This is a genomic window from Pseudomonas sp. MPR-R2A5 (genome assembly GCF_058793055.1).
In genome coordinates, this window is record NZ_JBXAFK010000044.1 from 1 (window position 1) to 13352 (window position 13352).

General features: G+C 61.3%; 16 protein-coding genes. 8 read left to right on the plus strand and 8 right to left on the minus strand.

Annotated features, from left to right (window positions below; translation table 11 throughout):
* Positions 1 to 217: 217 nt before the first annotated feature.
* Together AC1Q6I_RS26020 and ttcA are read right to left on the minus strand one after the other, a co-directional pair.
* The gene (locus tag AC1Q6I_RS26020) at positions 218 to 889 is read right to left on the minus strand and encodes a DNA-3-methyladenine glycosylase I (protein ID WP_102625108.1); all 672 of its coding nucleotides are present in this window, start codon (positions 887 to 889) and stop codon (positions 218 to 220) included.
* A gap of 67 nt (positions 890 to 956) precedes the next feature.
* A complete protein-coding gene (ttcA, locus tag AC1Q6I_RS26025; RefSeq protein WP_024076146.1) occupies positions 957 to 1781 on the minus strand; it encodes a tRNA 2-thiocytidine(32) synthetase TtcA in 825 nt (274 codons plus the stop codon).
* A gap of 301 nt (positions 1782 to 2082) precedes the next feature.
* On the opposite strand from ttcA, the gene AC1Q6I_RS26030 reads away from it, so the two are divergent.
* Complete coding sequence (locus tag AC1Q6I_RS26030) at positions 2083 to 2685, plus strand: Yip1 family protein (protein WP_024076147.1); 603 nt, start codon at positions 2083 to 2085, stop codon at positions 2683 to 2685.
* 127 nt (positions 2686 to 2812) lie between these two features.
* Positions 2813 to 3307, plus strand: a complete 495-nt coding sequence (locus AC1Q6I_RS26035; protein WP_041161247.1) for a SprT family zinc-dependent metalloprotease — start codon at positions 2813 to 2815, stop codon at positions 3305 to 3307.
* A gap of 115 nt (positions 3308 to 3422) precedes the next feature.
* Here the strand turns inward: AC1Q6I_RS26035 and AC1Q6I_RS26040 are convergent, their stop codons facing one another.
* Positions 3423 to 4598, minus strand: a complete 1176-nt coding sequence (locus AC1Q6I_RS26040) for a CaiB/BaiF CoA transferase family protein (RefSeq protein WP_024076149.1) — start codon at positions 4596 to 4598, stop codon at positions 3423 to 3425.
* 157 nt (positions 4599 to 4755) lie between these two features.
* On the opposite strand from AC1Q6I_RS26040, the gene tusD reads away from it, so the two are divergent.
* From tusD to AC1Q6I_RS26070, 6 genes are all read left to right on the plus strand, one after another.
* The gene (gene tusD / locus AC1Q6I_RS26045; protein WP_041160966.1) at positions 4756 to 5148 is read left to right on the plus strand and encodes a sulfurtransferase complex subunit TusD; all 393 of its coding nucleotides are present in this window, start codon (positions 4756 to 4758) and stop codon (positions 5146 to 5148) included.
* Between the two features lies 1 nt (position 5149).
* Positions 5150 to 5500 (plus strand): sulfurtransferase complex subunit TusC, encoded by a 351-nt coding sequence (tusC, locus tag AC1Q6I_RS26050; RefSeq protein WP_024076151.1) that lies wholly within the window; start codon positions 5150 to 5152, stop codon positions 5498 to 5500.
* Positions 5500 to 5778, plus strand: a complete 279-nt coding sequence (gene tusB / locus AC1Q6I_RS26055; RefSeq protein ID WP_024076152.1) for a sulfurtransferase complex subunit TusB — start codon at positions 5500 to 5502, stop codon at positions 5776 to 5778. Before tusC ends, tusB begins: the two co-directional genes overlap by 1 nt.
* On the plus strand, positions 5775 to 6110 hold the full coding sequence (locus tag AC1Q6I_RS26060) for a TusE/DsrC/DsvC family sulfur relay protein (protein ID WP_102625109.1): 336 nt from the start codon (positions 5775 to 5777) through the stop codon (positions 6108 to 6110). Before tusB ends, AC1Q6I_RS26060 begins: the two co-directional genes overlap by 4 nt.
* Positions 6107 to 7108: a glycosyl transferase family protein gene (locus tag AC1Q6I_RS26065; RefSeq protein WP_024076154.1), complete on the plus strand. Its 1002-nt coding sequence runs from the start codon at positions 6107 to 6109 to the stop codon at positions 7106 to 7108. The genes AC1Q6I_RS26060 and AC1Q6I_RS26065 overlap by 4 nt, the downstream gene beginning before the upstream one ends.
* 88 nt (positions 7109 to 7196) lie before the next feature.
* A complete protein-coding gene (locus tag AC1Q6I_RS26070; protein WP_102625110.1) occupies positions 7197 to 8192 on the plus strand; it encodes a glutathione S-transferase family protein in 996 nt (331 codons plus the stop codon).
* Positions 8193 to 8298: 106 nt separating this feature from the next.
* Here AC1Q6I_RS26070 and cysG read toward each other — a convergent pair whose 3' ends face one another.
* From cysG to lolA, 5 genes are read right to left on the minus strand one after another with little or no spacing between them, the layout of a single operon-like run.
* Positions 8299 to 9693: a siroheme synthase CysG gene (gene cysG, locus AC1Q6I_RS26075; RefSeq protein ID WP_024076156.1), complete on the minus strand. Its 1395-nt coding sequence runs from the start codon at positions 9691 to 9693 to the stop codon at positions 8299 to 8301.
* On the minus strand, positions 9694 to 10974 hold the full coding sequence (gene serS / locus AC1Q6I_RS26080; RefSeq protein ID WP_102625111.1) for a serine--tRNA ligase: 1281 nt from the start codon (positions 10972 to 10974) through the stop codon (positions 9694 to 9696).
* 16 nt (positions 10975 to 10990) lie between these two features.
* Complete coding sequence (crcB, locus tag AC1Q6I_RS26085) at positions 10991 to 11365, minus strand: fluoride efflux transporter CrcB (RefSeq protein ID WP_024076158.1); 375 nt, start codon at positions 11363 to 11365, stop codon at positions 10991 to 10993.
* Positions 11365 to 12687, minus strand: a complete 1323-nt coding sequence (locus AC1Q6I_RS26090) for a replication-associated recombination protein A (protein WP_102625112.1) — start codon at positions 12685 to 12687, stop codon at positions 11365 to 11367. The genes crcB and AC1Q6I_RS26090 overlap by 1 nt, the downstream gene beginning before the upstream one ends.
* A 27-nt stretch (positions 12688 to 12714) precedes the next feature.
* Positions 12715 to 13338, minus strand: coding sequence for an outer membrane lipoprotein periplasmic chaperone LolA (gene lolA, locus AC1Q6I_RS26095; RefSeq protein WP_024076160.1), 624 nt, complete (start codon positions 13336 to 13338; stop codon positions 12715 to 12717).
* Positions 13339 to 13352: the final 14 nt, after the last annotated feature.

Consider the following 13352-nt stretch of genomic DNA (forward strand, 5'->3'; position numbering starts at 1 on the left):
CTCGCTCCTACAGAAGGCGATGTACGCTTAACTGAACGGCATTAGGGCTTGCCCCGCGTTGGGCTGCGAAGCAGCCCTGACCCAGGCGCCGCATTCTTTCAGGCAGAACCAATTAGCCGGTCTTAGGGCCGCTTCGCAGCCCAACGCGGGGCAAGCCCGCTCGCCACCACAAGCCCGCTCGCCACAACAAGCGGACTCGCCACATTAAAAAACCGGCTCAATGGTTGACGGTGTACGCCAACATCATCGACAACTGGCACATTGGCCGCCCACTCTCGGCATGCCACTGGTTGAACGCGCCCTGCACCGTCGCCAAGTCGCGCAGGCTGGTCGGCGCCTTGTCGACAATCTTCTGCGCATTCAATGCGGCGACCACGTCATCACTCGGCACAAACGTGTCCTTGCCCACCATGCGCAGGAAGCGCGGTGCCGACAGCCCACCCAACTGATGGCCGTGCTTGCTCAGGTACTTCCACAAGCCGACGATATCGGTCACCGGCCAATCGGCGATAAACGCACCGAAGCTGCCTTTCTCCTGCTCGATATCCAGGATCATCTGCGCATTGCGCGGCACACTCTTGAGCTTGCCCAGGTGGCGGATGATACGGGTGTCCTGCATCAGGCGCTCGAGGTGCTCAGCGCCCATCAGCACGACTTTTTCCGGGTCAAAACCGAAGAATACCTGCTCGAACGCCGGCCATTTGGCGTCCACCACACTGTGCTTGAGCCCGGCACGGAATACACGAAGCGCCAGGGTCGACAGGTAGCGATCATCACTGATCCTGCGCAATTGCGCCGGGGTCTTGGGCACTGGCAGGTGCGCCTCCAACTCGGCCGCCGAACCGAAGCGGTTCAGACAGTATTCGTGCAGCCACTTGTAATCGCGCATGCCCTCTCCTGGAAATTGAAATGAAAACGGCGCCCGTGAGCGCCGTCGTTCAGAGCCTTGAAAAGCGTCAGAGGTTCACTACGTTGACGAAGCGCGAAGCGGCGGTCTCGTCGATACGCAGGCTGGTGAAGTCAAACAGGTTGCGATCGGCCAACTGTGACGGGATCACGTTCTGCAGGCTGCGGAAGATACTCTCGGTGCGGCCCGGCGTCTTGCGCTCCCACTCCTGAAGCATCTCCTTGACCACCTGGCGCTGGAGGTTTTCCTGGGAGCCGCACAAGTTGCACGGGATGATCGGGAATTGCTTGAAATCCGAATAGGCCTGGATGTCCTTCTCGTTGCAATAGGCCAGCGGGCGGATCACCACGTTGCGCCCATCATCGGCGCGCAGCTTGGGCGGCATGGCCTTGAGGGAGCCGTTGAAGAACATATTGAGGAAGAAGGTTTCGACGATGTCATCGCGGTGATGACCCAGGGCCATCTTGGTCGCGCCGATTTCGTCGGCAAAGGTATAAAGCGTGCCACGGCGCAGGCGCGAGCACAGCGAGCAGGTGGTCTTGCCTTCGGGGATGAGTTCCTTGACTACCGAGTAAGTGTCTTTCTCGACGATGTGGTAATCGATGCCCAGCTCTTTCAAGTACGCCGGCAGTACGTGCTCGGGGAAGCCCGGTTGCTTCTGGTCCATATTGACGGCGACGATCTCGAACTTGATCGGCGCGACCTTTTGCAGGTGCAGCAGCACGTCGAGCATGGTGTAGCTGTCTTTGCCGCCGGAGAGGCAGACCATGACCTTGTCGCCGTCCTCGATCATGTTGAAATCGGCGACCGCTTCACCGGCCAGGCGACGCAGGCGTTTTTGCAGTTTGTTCTGGTTGACCGTAAGAGTGCCCATGGCGCTTGGATCCGCTGGAGGTATGTGACGAAAAGCCGGGTATTTTACCGATAAGGTTGGCCAAGTTCCAATGTAGGAGGGAGCAAGCCCTCTCCCACACTTGGCTGCATGGCCGACTACAGACCGCGCCGCGATTAACCCCACTGTTTACAGCGCAATTTGCTCTAAAGCCCTACGGTTTTTCCGGTCATCACTTCCTATACTGCGACTTGAGGTCGCACACATATCCAGACCTTTCAGGCCATCTGGCCCGTGGGCGCTCCAATGGGGGGCGATGGTAATAACGACAGGAGTGACTGGCATGATCCATCACGTCGTGGGGCTTTTTACCCATCCCGACCAGGAATGGCGGGAAATTCGTGGCGATAAAGAAGAAAGCATCGGCCACATGTACCTCACTCATACCTTGATTCTCGCGGCGATCCCCGCCGTGTCTGCCTTTATCGGTACTACCCAGGTGGGCTGGGTCATCGGCAACCGCTCCCCGGTCATGCTGACCCAGGAAAGCGCGCTGTGGATGACCATCATGTCGTACCTGGCCATGCTCGGCGGCGTAGCGGTCATGGGCGCCTTCATTCACTGGATGGCGCGCACCTACGACGCCAGCCCCAGCATGGCGCGTTGTGTCGCCTTTGCCACCTACACGGCGACACCGCTGTTTATCGGCGGGCTCGCGGCGCTCTATCCGCATATGTGGCTCGGCATGGTGGTCGGAACGGCAGCCATTTGCTACACGGTGTACCTGCTGTACGTAGGGCTGCCGACTTTTATGAACATCGACCCCGATGAAGGCTTCCTGTTTTCCAGCTCGGTACTGGCCGTGGGCCTGGTGGTGCTGGTCGCGATCATGGCGTTTACCGTGATTGTCTGGGGCCTGGGCGTGGGCCCGATCTACACCAACTGAGTATTCACACCGCAGGCAAGGCCACCGCAAGGTGGCTTTGTGCGTCATGCATGACCATTCGGCGCCTGACAGATTCGGAAACACCCAGCTTTGCGGCATACTGGGCACCTCTGGAGATATGTACAGCATGCCCGAGCAACTCAATACCCGCGTCGAAGATTGTTTCCTGCTAGCCGAATCCTTTTTCAAACGAAGCTTCAAACGCCCCCAGGTCAGCCTCAAGCTGCGGGGCCAGAAAGCCGGTGTCGCGCATTTGCATGAGAACCTGCTGCGCTTCAACCCACAGTTGTACCGAGAAAACAGCCAACACTTCCTGAAGCAAACCGTGGCGCATGAAGTCGCGCACCTGATCGCCCACCAATTGTTTGGTGAACGCATCCAGCCCCATGGCGAGGAATGGCAGTTGATCATGCGCGGCGTCTATGAACTACCGCCGGACCGCTGCCACACCTATGCAATCAAGCGCCGCCAGGTGACCCGTTACATCTATCGTTGCCCGTGTGCCGACAGCGACTTCCCATTTTCGCCGCAGCGCCATGGGCTGGTGCGGCAGGGGCGGCGTTACCTGTGCCGGCGCTGCCGACAGACCTTGGTGTTTACCGGGGAAACCCGCGTCGAGTGAAGGTTGCGGTGCCTGCCAGGGCCTCATCGCGGGCAAAACCGACGCCCACAGTTGATCGACATGACAGCGCGGTCAAATGTGGGAGGGGGCTTGCCCACCGATAGCGCCGGTGAAGTCACCCCACAACCTTGCTCCGCCGCAAATCGGCTATGCGCTGGGCACTGAAACCCAGCTCCGCCAACACTTCATCACTGTGCGCGCCCACGGCGGCGCCAATGTGCCGGGGCGCGGGCAACCCTTCCGAAAACCTCAACGGGCAGGCAATCTGGGCCTGGCTCGAGCCATCCCCCCTGGGCACCTGGCTGACCAGCGCCCGCGCCTTTAACTGCGGATGGGCCACGGCTTCGCTGAGCGTCAGCACCGGTTCAACGCAGGCATCCACCCCGGCAAACAGCTCGCACAACTCCTCGAAACTGCGCTTCTCGAACTCCACCTGCAAGGCCTGCTTAAGCGCCGGCTGCTGCTCTGGCTTCAAACCCTGCGCAGCCAACTCCGGGCGCCCCAACGCTTCACACAACCGCTGCATAAAAGCCGGCTCCAGGCTGCCCACTGACATCCAGCGCCCATCCCGCGACCGGTAGTAATCGTAGAAACTACCGCCATTAAGCACATGGCTTTCCCATTCCGGCTCCACCCCGCAGGCCAGGTAGCCAGCGCCTGCCATGGCATTCAGGCTGAACGAACAATCGGTCATGCTCACGTCCAGATACTGGCCCACGCCGCTTTGCTGTCGAGCGATCACAGCAGCGAGCAGGCCCACCACCGCATGCAACGACCCGCCGCCGACATCCGCCAACTGTATGCCCAACGGCAATGGCCCGCTGTCCCGACGCCCGGTGTAACTGGCCACGCCGGCCAGTGCCAGGTAATTGATATCGTGCCCGGCGCGGTCCTTATAGGGGCCGGTCTGGCCGTAGCCGGTAATCGACACATAAATCAGCCGCGGATTGATCGCCTTCAATGCGTCATAACCCAAGCCCAGGCGTTCCATCACCCCGGGACGAAATTGCTCAAGCACAATGTCGTAGCCCTTGACCAGCTCGCGCACAATCTCCAGCGCCTCTGCCTGCTTGAGGTCCAAGGCAAGGCTGCGCTTATTGCGGTTGAGGTAGGCATGGCTTGCCGACGTCCCCTGGTCATGGGGCGGCAATACCCGTAACAGGTCCATGCGCGTGGGCGACTCGATGCGCAGTACGTCGGCGCCCATGTCGGCGAGCATCAACGAGGCAAACGGGCCGGGTAGCAAGGTGGAAAAATCCAGGACTTTGAGGGACGCCAAGGGACCTGACATGGAGACTCCTGCTGGGTTTCGAATGCCCACAGACTAGGCAGCCTTGCGCCGACCGGCAATCGTCAGAACGATCAGCGACAGTGACCGTTTTGATCATGGCGGGCTTTTTCGCGTCGGCGGCTTTATCATTGGCCCACGTTTGCTTGCAGAGTGTTCCATGAAGTTCGCGATTGCACTGTTTTCCGCCGCCCACGCGCCCTCCTCGCGCCGCGCCTTGTTGTTCGCCAAGGCCGCATTGGCCGGTGGGCATGAGATTGTGCGCCTGTTTTTTTACCAGGATGGCGTGTACAGCGCTTCCAATGCCATCGTCACGCCCCAGGACGAGCAGGATATTGCCCGCCAATGGCGTGAGCTGGTCAGCGCGCATCAGCTCGATGGCGTCGTCTGCATCGCCGCGGCGTTGCGCCGTGGCGTGCTCAATCACGAAGAAGCCACGCGCTATCAACGCAGCGCGGTCAACCTGGAAGCGCCATGGGCATTGTCCGGCCTGGGCCAATTGCATGACGCCGCCCAGGCGGCCGACCGCCTGATCTGTTTTGGAGGACCGTGACATGGCCAAATCCTTGCTGGTGATCAGCCGCCAGGCGCCTTGGTCCGGGCCGAGTGCGCGGGAGGCCCTGGACATCGTGCTGGCCGGCGGCGCGTTCGACCTGCCCATCGGCCTGCTATTGCTCGATGACGGCGTGTTCCAACTGGCCCCGCACCAGGACGCCAAGGCCGTGCAGCAAAAAGACCTCAGCGCCAACCTGCAGGCGCTGGGACTGTTTGGCATCGACGACGTGTTCGCCTGCAGCCACAGCCTCGCCGCCCGCGGGCTTGTGCACTCGACCCTTGCCCAGCCGCTGGACAGCGCAGCCATCACCCAGCTGATTGACCGTTACGACCAGGTGATCACCCTCTGATGTCGACTTTACATGTGATATCCCACTCCCCGTTTACCGATAGCCGCCTCGAGAGCTGCCTGCGTATCTGCGGCAGCGAGGACGCCATCCTGCTCTGCGGCGATGGCGCCTACGGGCTGCACGCCCCTGCCCTGCTGACCAGGGGGGTGAAGGTCTTTGTGCTGGCCGAGGACATGCTGGCGCGTAATCTACCGCTGCCAGACTGGGCCGATAGCGTGGACTACCCGGGTTTCGTGCAGTTGTCGATTGACTACGACAAGGTCAACAGCTGGTTATGAACACCCTGACCGTAGGCGCTCGTACCCTTGAACTGGACAAGGACGGCTACCTCGTCGACCTGAACGCATGGTCCGTCGACGTGGCCAACGCCCTGGCCGCCGCCGAGCCTCTGGAGTTGACCGCGGACCACTGGGAAATCCTCGAGTTGCTGCGCCAGTTCTATGCCGAATTCCAGCTGTCCCCCGCCACGCGCCCCCTGATCAAGTACACCGCCTTGAGGCTGGGCCCGGAAAAGGGCAACAGCCTGCACCTCAACAAACTGTTCAACGGCACTCCCGCCAAACTCGCCGCCAAGCTGGCGGGCCTGCCAAGGCCGACGAATTGCTTATGACCGACTTTGCCCCGCTGACCCTCGAAACCCCTGCCGAGCACCCCTTTGCGCAATTCGTACGCATCCTGGGCAAAGGCAAACGCGGCGCGCGCAACCTGACCCGCGAAGAAGCGCGCGAAGCCATGGGCATGCTGCTCGATGAAAAGGTCGAGGACACCCAGCTCGGCGCCTTCCTGATGCTGTTGCGGCATAAGGAAGAAAGCCCTGAAGAGCTCGCTGGCTTCACCGAAGCCGTGCGCGAACGCCTGCACGCACCGGCACTGAACGTAGATGTCGACTGGCCAACCTATGCCGGCAAGAAACGCCACCTGCCCTGGTTCCTGCTGGCGGCCAAATGCCTGGCGCAACATGGCGTGCGCATCCTGATGCACGGCGGCGGCGCACACACCGCCGGCCGGTTGTACACCGAGCAATTGCTGGAAGGCTTGCAGATCCCGCTGTGCCGCAACTGGCAGCAGGTGGAGGCGGCCTATGAACACGGCAACCTGGCGTTTATCCCGCTCGGCGATTGGGCACCGCAACTGCAACGCATGATCGACTTGCGCAATACCCTGGGCCTGCGTTCACCGATCCACTCCCTGGCGCGCCTGCTCAACCCACTGAATGCCCGGTGCGGCCTGCAAAGCATTTTCCACCCGGGCTACCAGGGTGTTCATCGCGATGCCAGCGGCCTGCTTGGCGACAATGTGATTGTGGTCAAGGGCGACGGTGGCGAGATCGAGATCAACCCCGACACGCTCAGCCACCTGTACGGCACCACGGGCGGGGCCAGTTGGGACGAAGAATGGCCCGCCCTCTCCGCCCAGCGCCATGTCAAGCCGGCCACGCTTGAGCCGGAGCACTTGAAGGCACTGTGGCGCGGCGACGTCGAGGACAGCTACCCGCAACTGGCCCTGATCGCCACCATGGCGTTGGCGCTGCGCGGCCTCGGCCACCCACGGGAACAGGCGTTCGAATTGGCCCAGCAATACTGGGACGCGCGGGACAAATCGATTTAATCGATCATTAACTTCCGGTCTTTGCGCTTTTAGTTCGAACTCATCCCTCTAGACTGGGCTCCAACGTTTATTAGCCAAGGAGCCCATCATGGGTTTGCTGATCAAAGGACACTGGCATGACCAGTGGTACGAAAGTAGCGCCGATGGCGCCTTCCAACGGGAACAGGCGCAACGCCGCAGCTGGGTGACCGCCGATGGCCAGCCCGGGCCAAGTGGTGAGGGTGGCTTCAAGGCCGAGGCCGGTCGCTATCACCTGTATGTTTCCCTGGCCTGCCCCTGGGCGCACCGTACCCTGATCCTGCGCAAGCTCAAGGGCCTGGAAAGCCTGATCGACGTCTCCGTGGTCAGCTGGCTGATGCTGGAAAACGGCTGGACCTTCGACAAGGCCCTCGGCTCCAGTGGCGATACGCTGGATGGCTTCGACTTCATGCACCAACGCTATACCGCCGACACCGCCGACTACACCGGGCGCGTTACCGTGCCGGTGCTGTGGGATAAGCAGTTGAATCGCATCGTCAGCAACGAATCGGCAGAGATCATTCGCATGTTTAACAGTGCGTTCAATGCACTGACCGGCAATACCCTGGACTTCTACCCCGAGGCGCTGCGCCCAAGCATCGACACGCTGAACGAGCGCATCTACCCCGCCGTCAACAACGGTGTGTATCGCGCAGGCTTCGCCACTTCGCAGCCAGCGTACGAAAGCGCGTTTGATGATGTGTTTGCCGAACTGGACTACCTGGAACAGCACCTGGGCGACCATCGCTACCTGGCAGGCGAATACCTGACCGAAGCGGATGTGCGGCTGTTTACCACGCTGATTCGTTTTGATGCGGTGTACTACAGCCACTTCAAATGCAACCTACGGCGGATTGCCGATTATTCGAACCTTTCGAATTGGTTGAGGGAGCTGTATCAGTGGCCGGGCGTGGCCGAGACGGTGGATTTCGAGCACATCAAGGGGCATTACTACGCCAGCCACCGGACGATCAATCCGACCGGGATTGTGCCGAAGGGGCCGTTGCAGGCGTTCGATGCCAAGCATGATCGTGGACGGTTGAGCGGTAAGGGTGTCTGGAGCTGATCCAGAGGACTGGTTGGATCAAATGGCCTTATCGGGGGCAAGCCCCCTCCCACATTGGAATGCATTCCAAAATGTGGGAGGGGGCTTGCCCCCGATGCATTCAGGCTCAGACCTGGGCCTGGGCGCCTTCAAACCACTTCAGCTTCTCACGCAACACCACTACCTCACCGACAATCACCAGCGTCGGCGCATGCACTTCATGCTCCGCCACCATGCGCGGCAAGTCAGCCAAGGTGCCTGTAAACACGCGCTGGTTGGCGGTAGTGCCCTGCTGGATCAGCGCTGCCGGGGTATCCGCCGCGCGACCATGCTTGATCAACTGCTCGCAGATGATCGGCAAGCCAATCAGGCCCATGTAGAACACCAGCGTCTGCGAAGGCCCCACCAGGTCCTGCCAAGGCAGGTCCGAGGTGCCGTCCTTCAAGTGCCCGGTGATAAAGCGTACCGATTGCGCATAGTCGCGGTGTGTCAGCGGAATCCCGGCATACGCCGCGCAACCACTGGCGGCGGTAATTCCCGGCACCACCTGGAACGGGATGCCATGGGCCGCCAGTTCCTCGATTTCTTCGCCACCCCGCCCAAAGATGAACGGATCCCCCCCCTTGAGGCGCAACACGCGCTTGCCTTGCTTGGCCAGGTCCACCAATTGCTGGTTGATCTGGTCTTGGGGCACGGCGTGATCGGCGCGACGCTTGCCGACATACACCCGCTCGGCATCGCGACGGCACAGCTCGAGAATCGCCGGCGCCACCAGGCGGTCATACAGCACCACATCGGCTTGTTGCATCAGGCGTAAGGCGCGGAAGGTCAGCAGGTCCGGATCGCCCGGGCCAGCGCCGACCAGATAGACTTCACCCGGCGCATAAGGCGGCGCACCGTTGACCTTGTCGATCAGCAGGCGCTCGGCCTCATCGCCCTGCCCGGCCAGTTGCCGGTCGGCAATCGGGCCTTGGAACACCTCCTCCCAGAACGCGCGGCGTTGCTGCACATCCGGGTACAAGGCTTTGACCTGGGCGCGAAAACGCGCCGCCAACCCGGCCAATTGGCCGTAGGTAGACGGAATCCAGGTTTCCAGCTTGGCGCGGATCAAGCGTGCCAGCACCGGCGCGTCGCCGCCGCTGGACACCGCGATCACCAAGGGCGAACGGTCGACAATCGCCGGGAAGATCACGCTGCACAAGGCCGGTGCATCCACCACGTTGACCGGCACACAACGGCGCCTGGCATCACTGGACACCTGCGCATTCAGTGGTTCGTCATCCGTCGCGGCGATGATCAGGGTGCACCCCTCAAGGTCGGCCTCCTGATAACCGCGCAACATCAGCTCCCCGCCACTGCCCAGCACCAGTTCACGCAACTGGGGTTCAATCTGGGGAGCAACCACCCGCAGCAACGCACCGGCGTCGGCCAGCAGCCGGGATTTGCGCAAGGCAATCTCCCCGCCACCGACGACCAACACACGACTGCCGCGCAGGTTATGAAACAGCGGCAGAAATTCCATTTAGCCGATGACCTCAATGCCCGCCATGTAAGGCTTCAGCACGTCAGGTACACGGATCGAGCCGTCGGCCTGCTGGTAGTTTTCCAGCACCGCCACCAGGGTGCGGCCAACGGCCAGGCCCGAACCGTTGAGGGTGTGCACCAGCTCCGGCTTGCCAGTTTCCGGGTTGCGGAAACGCGCCTGCATGCGACGCGCCTGGAAATCACCGCAGTTGGAGCACGACGAAATCTCGCGGTATTTGTCCTGGCTGGGCACCCATACTTCGAGGTCGTAGGTCTTCACGGCGCTGAAGCCCATGTCGCCGGTGCACAACGCCAGTACGCGGTACGGCAGCTCCAGCAATTGCAGGACGCGTTCGGCGTTGGCGGTCAGCCCCTCGAGGGCTTCCATGGAGGTCGACGGCTCGACCACTTGCACCATCTCGACCTTGTCGAACTGGTGCTGGCGAATCATGCCGCGGGTATCGCGACCCGATGCACCGGCCTCACTGCGAAAGCACGGCGTGTGTGCGACAAACTTGATCGGCAGTTGCTTGGCGTCGAGGATCTCGCCGGCCACGATATTGGTCAGCGACACTTCAGCGGTCGGGATCAGGTACAAGTCGGCTTCGCCATCGCGACCGATCTTGAACAGGTCTTCTTCGAACTTCGGCAGTTGCCCAGTCCCCTGCAGGGCCGGCGCCTGAACCAGGTAAGGCGTGTATGCCTCTTCGTAACCGTGCTCGCCGGTGTGCAAGTTGATCATGAACTGCGCCAGGGCACGGTGCAGGCGCGCGATCGGTCCACGCAGCAGGGCGAAGCGCGCGCCGGACAGCTTGGCGGCGGTTTCGAAATCCAGGCCACCGCTCAGTTCGCCCAGGGCGACATGGTCCTTGATCTCGAAATCAAAGGTTTTCGGCGTGCCCCAGCGGCGCACTTCGACGTTGCCGTCTTCATCGGCGCCGACCGGCACGGACTCGTGCGGCAGGTTGGGAATACCCAGCAGGATTGAATCCAGCTCGCCCTGAATCTTGTCCAGCTCGATTTTACCGTGGGACAGCTCGGTGCCCATGCGCTCGACATCGGCCATCAACGGCGCGATGTCTTCGCCGCGCTGCTTGGCCTGACCGATGGATTTGGAACGCGCATTACGCTCAGCCTGCAGTGCTTCAGTGCGGGTCTGGACGGTCTTGCGCTGTTCTTCCAGCGCTTCGATGCGCGCAACATCCAAGGCAAAGCCACGGGATGCCAGGCGGTCCGCTACGTCCTGAAGGTTGCTACGTAACAGTTTGGAATCGAGCATGTCGGTCTCTCGTTTATCAAAGTTTGGTCAAGGACAGGCCGGCCCAGGTGGCGAGCAGCCCGCCGAACACGCTGATGCCCAGGTACCCGAAGGCGACCAGGGCCTGCCCGCTTTCCAGCAGGCGCAGCGTATCCAGTGAAAAGGATGAAAAGGTCGTCAGACCGCCTACAAAGCCGACAATCAAGCCGGCCCGAATTTCAATCGGCACTTCCGGGCGCAACAGGAACCAGCCGTACAACAGCCCAATGATCAGGCAACCCACCAGGTTGACGGCCAGGGTCGCCGCATAAAAATGCTTCGGCCAATTGGCGTTTACCCAAGTACCGGTGGCGAAACGCAATAATGTACCAGCGATGCCGGCAACGGACACGGCAAGAATCGTCTTGAGCACTACTTTCTCCGCTGTTTTGGGCTGAGGCGATCGAGTTGGGCGAGGTGATTGAGCTTTTCACCGATCTTCAGCTCCAGGCCGCGAGGCACTGGCTGGTAGAACGGCTGCGGCTCAAGTTCCTCGGGGAAGTAATCTTCGCCGGCGGCATAGGCGTCCGGCTCATCGTGGGCATAGCGATATTCATCGCCATAGCCCAGTTGCTTCATCAGTTTGGTCGGGGCATTGCGCAGGTGCAGCGGTACTTCGAGGGAACCATGCTCGGCGGCGGCCCGCAGGGCCGACTTGAACCCCATGTACACCGCGTTGCTTTTTGGCGCGCAGGCCAGGTAGGTGATGGCTTGGGCCACCGCCAACTCGCCTTCAGGGCTACCGAGGCGCTCCTGCACCTCCCAGGCCGCCAGGCATAGGCTCAAGGCGCGCGGGTCGGCGTTGCCGATGTCTTCGCTGGCCATGCGCACCACGCGGCGCGCCAGGTACAACGGGTCACACCCGCCATCGATCATCCGCGCGAACCAGTACAGCGCGCCGTCCGGGTTGGAACCACGTACCGACTTGTGCAGTGCGGAGATCTGGTCATAGAAGGCTTCGCCACCCTTGTCGAAGCGGCGGCGGGTATCGCCGAGCAGACTTTGCAGCAGGTCAACGCCAATTTCGCTGCCGTCTTCGGCCAGGTCGGAGGCGTTCTCCAACAGGTTGAGAAAGCGTCGGCCGTCGCCGTCGGCGGCGCTCAGCAGGATCTTGAAGCCTTCGTCACTGAGGCTCAGCTGACGCTTGCCCAAGCCCTTGTCTTCGCTCAAGGCGCGATGCAGCAGCTTGCGCATCGCCGCTTCGTCGAGGCTCTTGAGCACATAGACCCGCGCCCGAGAGAGCAAGGCGTTGTTCAATTCGAAGGACGGGTTCTCGGTGGTGGCCCCGATAAAGATCAGCGTGCCATCTTCGACATAAGGCAAAAATGCATCCTGCTGCGACTTGTTGAAGCGATGCACTTCGTCAACGAACAGGATGGTGCGCTTACCGTATTGCCCGGCCTGCTGCTTGGCGACCTCGACGGCCTGGCGGATCTCCTTGACCCCGGCCAGGACCGCCGAGACCGTTTCAAAGTGCGCGTCGGAGACCTTCGCCAGCAGCCTGGCCAGGGTGGTTTTACCCACGCCCGGCGGCCCCCAGAAAATCATCGAGTGCAGCGCACCCTGCTCCAGGGCTTCGCGCAGAGGCTTACCGCGAGCGAGCAGGTGTTCTTGACCGACATACTCATCCAGGTTGGTGGAGCGCAAGCGCGCGGCCAGGGGCTGGGCAATCGGGTCACTTCGAAACAGATCCATGGGCAGCGCTTGAGACCTCTAGGCAGGTTATTCCTGGATCACGTCGGCACCCTTGGGGATGTCGAACTTGAACTTGGATGCCGGTACCGGCTGGTTGGCCTTGACCCCGGAGAACAGGATATCGGTACGCTGGCCGACACTGTCGATCAGGCGCATGTTGTTGATCATGCCGTTGCCGAACGACAGGTTCAGGCTGTCAAACAGCGTGTCCTTGGATTTCGGCTTGAGGGTGAATTCGATCACATTGCTGGTTTGCTTGGAGGTGATGTCGAAGCTTTTGTTGATTTCCGACACGTCGCCCGACAGCAACAGCGCCGGGGTCTGGCTCAGGCGCGGATCCAGCGTTTTGATGGTCGCCTGTTCCAGGTCAGGATCCCACAGCGTGACCTTCTTGCCGTCGGAAACGATGGTCTGTTCAGCCTTACCTTCGGTGTGCCAGTAAAACAGGCCTGGACGCTGCACGGCCATCTCACCCGCGGTTTCCTGCAACCGGGTACCACCGGCATCCAGGGTCAGCTGGGAGAAACGCGCAGTCAGGGTCTGGGATTTGTCCAACAGGTTTTTCAAGCTGTCGACGGAAGCCTGGTCAGCGTGGGCCGAGACAGCAGTCAGGGCCAGTGCCGGCAACAACAGCATGCGGATAAGACGCATGGGAGTCCTCATTG

What these genes read in the sequence shown, in the direction of transcription:
- AC1Q6I_RS26090 (WP_102625112.1), bottom strand. Translation starts at nt 12,687, where the DNA reads ATGGATCTGTTTCGAAGTGACCCGATTGCCCAGCCCCTGGCCGCGCGC.
- AC1Q6I_RS26020 (WP_102625108.1), bottom strand. Translation starts at nt 889, where the DNA reads ATGCGCGATTACAAGTGGCTGCACGAATACTGTCTGAACCGCTTCGGT.
- tusB (WP_024076152.1), top strand. Translation starts at nt 5,500, where the DNA reads ATGTCGACTTTACATGTGATATCCCACTCCCCGTTTACCGATAGCCGC.
- tusD (WP_041160966.1), top strand. Translation starts at nt 4,756, where the DNA reads ATGAAGTTCGCGATTGCACTGTTTTCCGCCGCCCACGCGCCCTCCTCG.
- AC1Q6I_RS26060 (WP_102625109.1), top strand. Translation starts at nt 5,775, where the DNA reads ATGAACACCCTGACCGTAGGCGCTCGTACCCTTGAACTGGACAAGGAC.
- ttcA (WP_024076146.1), bottom strand. Translation starts at nt 1,781, where the DNA reads ATGGGCACTCTTACGGTCAACCAGAACAAACTGCAAAAACGCCTGCGT.
- AC1Q6I_RS26065 (WP_024076154.1), top strand. Translation starts at nt 6,107, where the DNA reads ATGACCGACTTTGCCCCGCTGACCCTCGAAACCCCTGCCGAGCACCCC.
- serS (WP_102625111.1), bottom strand. Translation starts at nt 10,974, where the DNA reads ATGCTCGATTCCAAACTGTTACGTAGCAACCTTCAGGACGTAGCGGAC.
- cysG (WP_024076156.1), bottom strand. Translation starts at nt 9,693, where the DNA reads ATGGAATTTCTGCCGCTGTTTCATAACCTGCGCGGCAGTCGTGTGTTG.
- lolA (WP_024076160.1), bottom strand. Translation starts at nt 13,338, where the DNA reads ATGCGTCTTATCCGCATGCTGTTGTTGCCGGCACTGGCCCTGACTGCT.
- tusC (WP_024076151.1), top strand. Translation starts at nt 5,150, where the DNA reads ATGGCCAAATCCTTGCTGGTGATCAGCCGCCAGGCGCCTTGGTCCGGG.
- AC1Q6I_RS26030 (WP_024076147.1), top strand. Translation starts at nt 2,083, where the DNA reads ATGATCCATCACGTCGTGGGGCTTTTTACCCATCCCGACCAGGAATGG.
- AC1Q6I_RS26035 (WP_041161247.1), top strand. Translation starts at nt 2,813, where the DNA reads ATGCCCGAGCAACTCAATACCCGCGTCGAAGATTGTTTCCTGCTAGCC.
- AC1Q6I_RS26070 (WP_102625110.1), top strand. Translation starts at nt 7,197, where the DNA reads ATGGGTTTGCTGATCAAAGGACACTGGCATGACCAGTGGTACGAAAGT.
- AC1Q6I_RS26040 (WP_024076149.1), bottom strand. Translation starts at nt 4,598, where the DNA reads ATGTCAGGTCCCTTGGCGTCCCTCAAAGTCCTGGATTTTTCCACCTTG.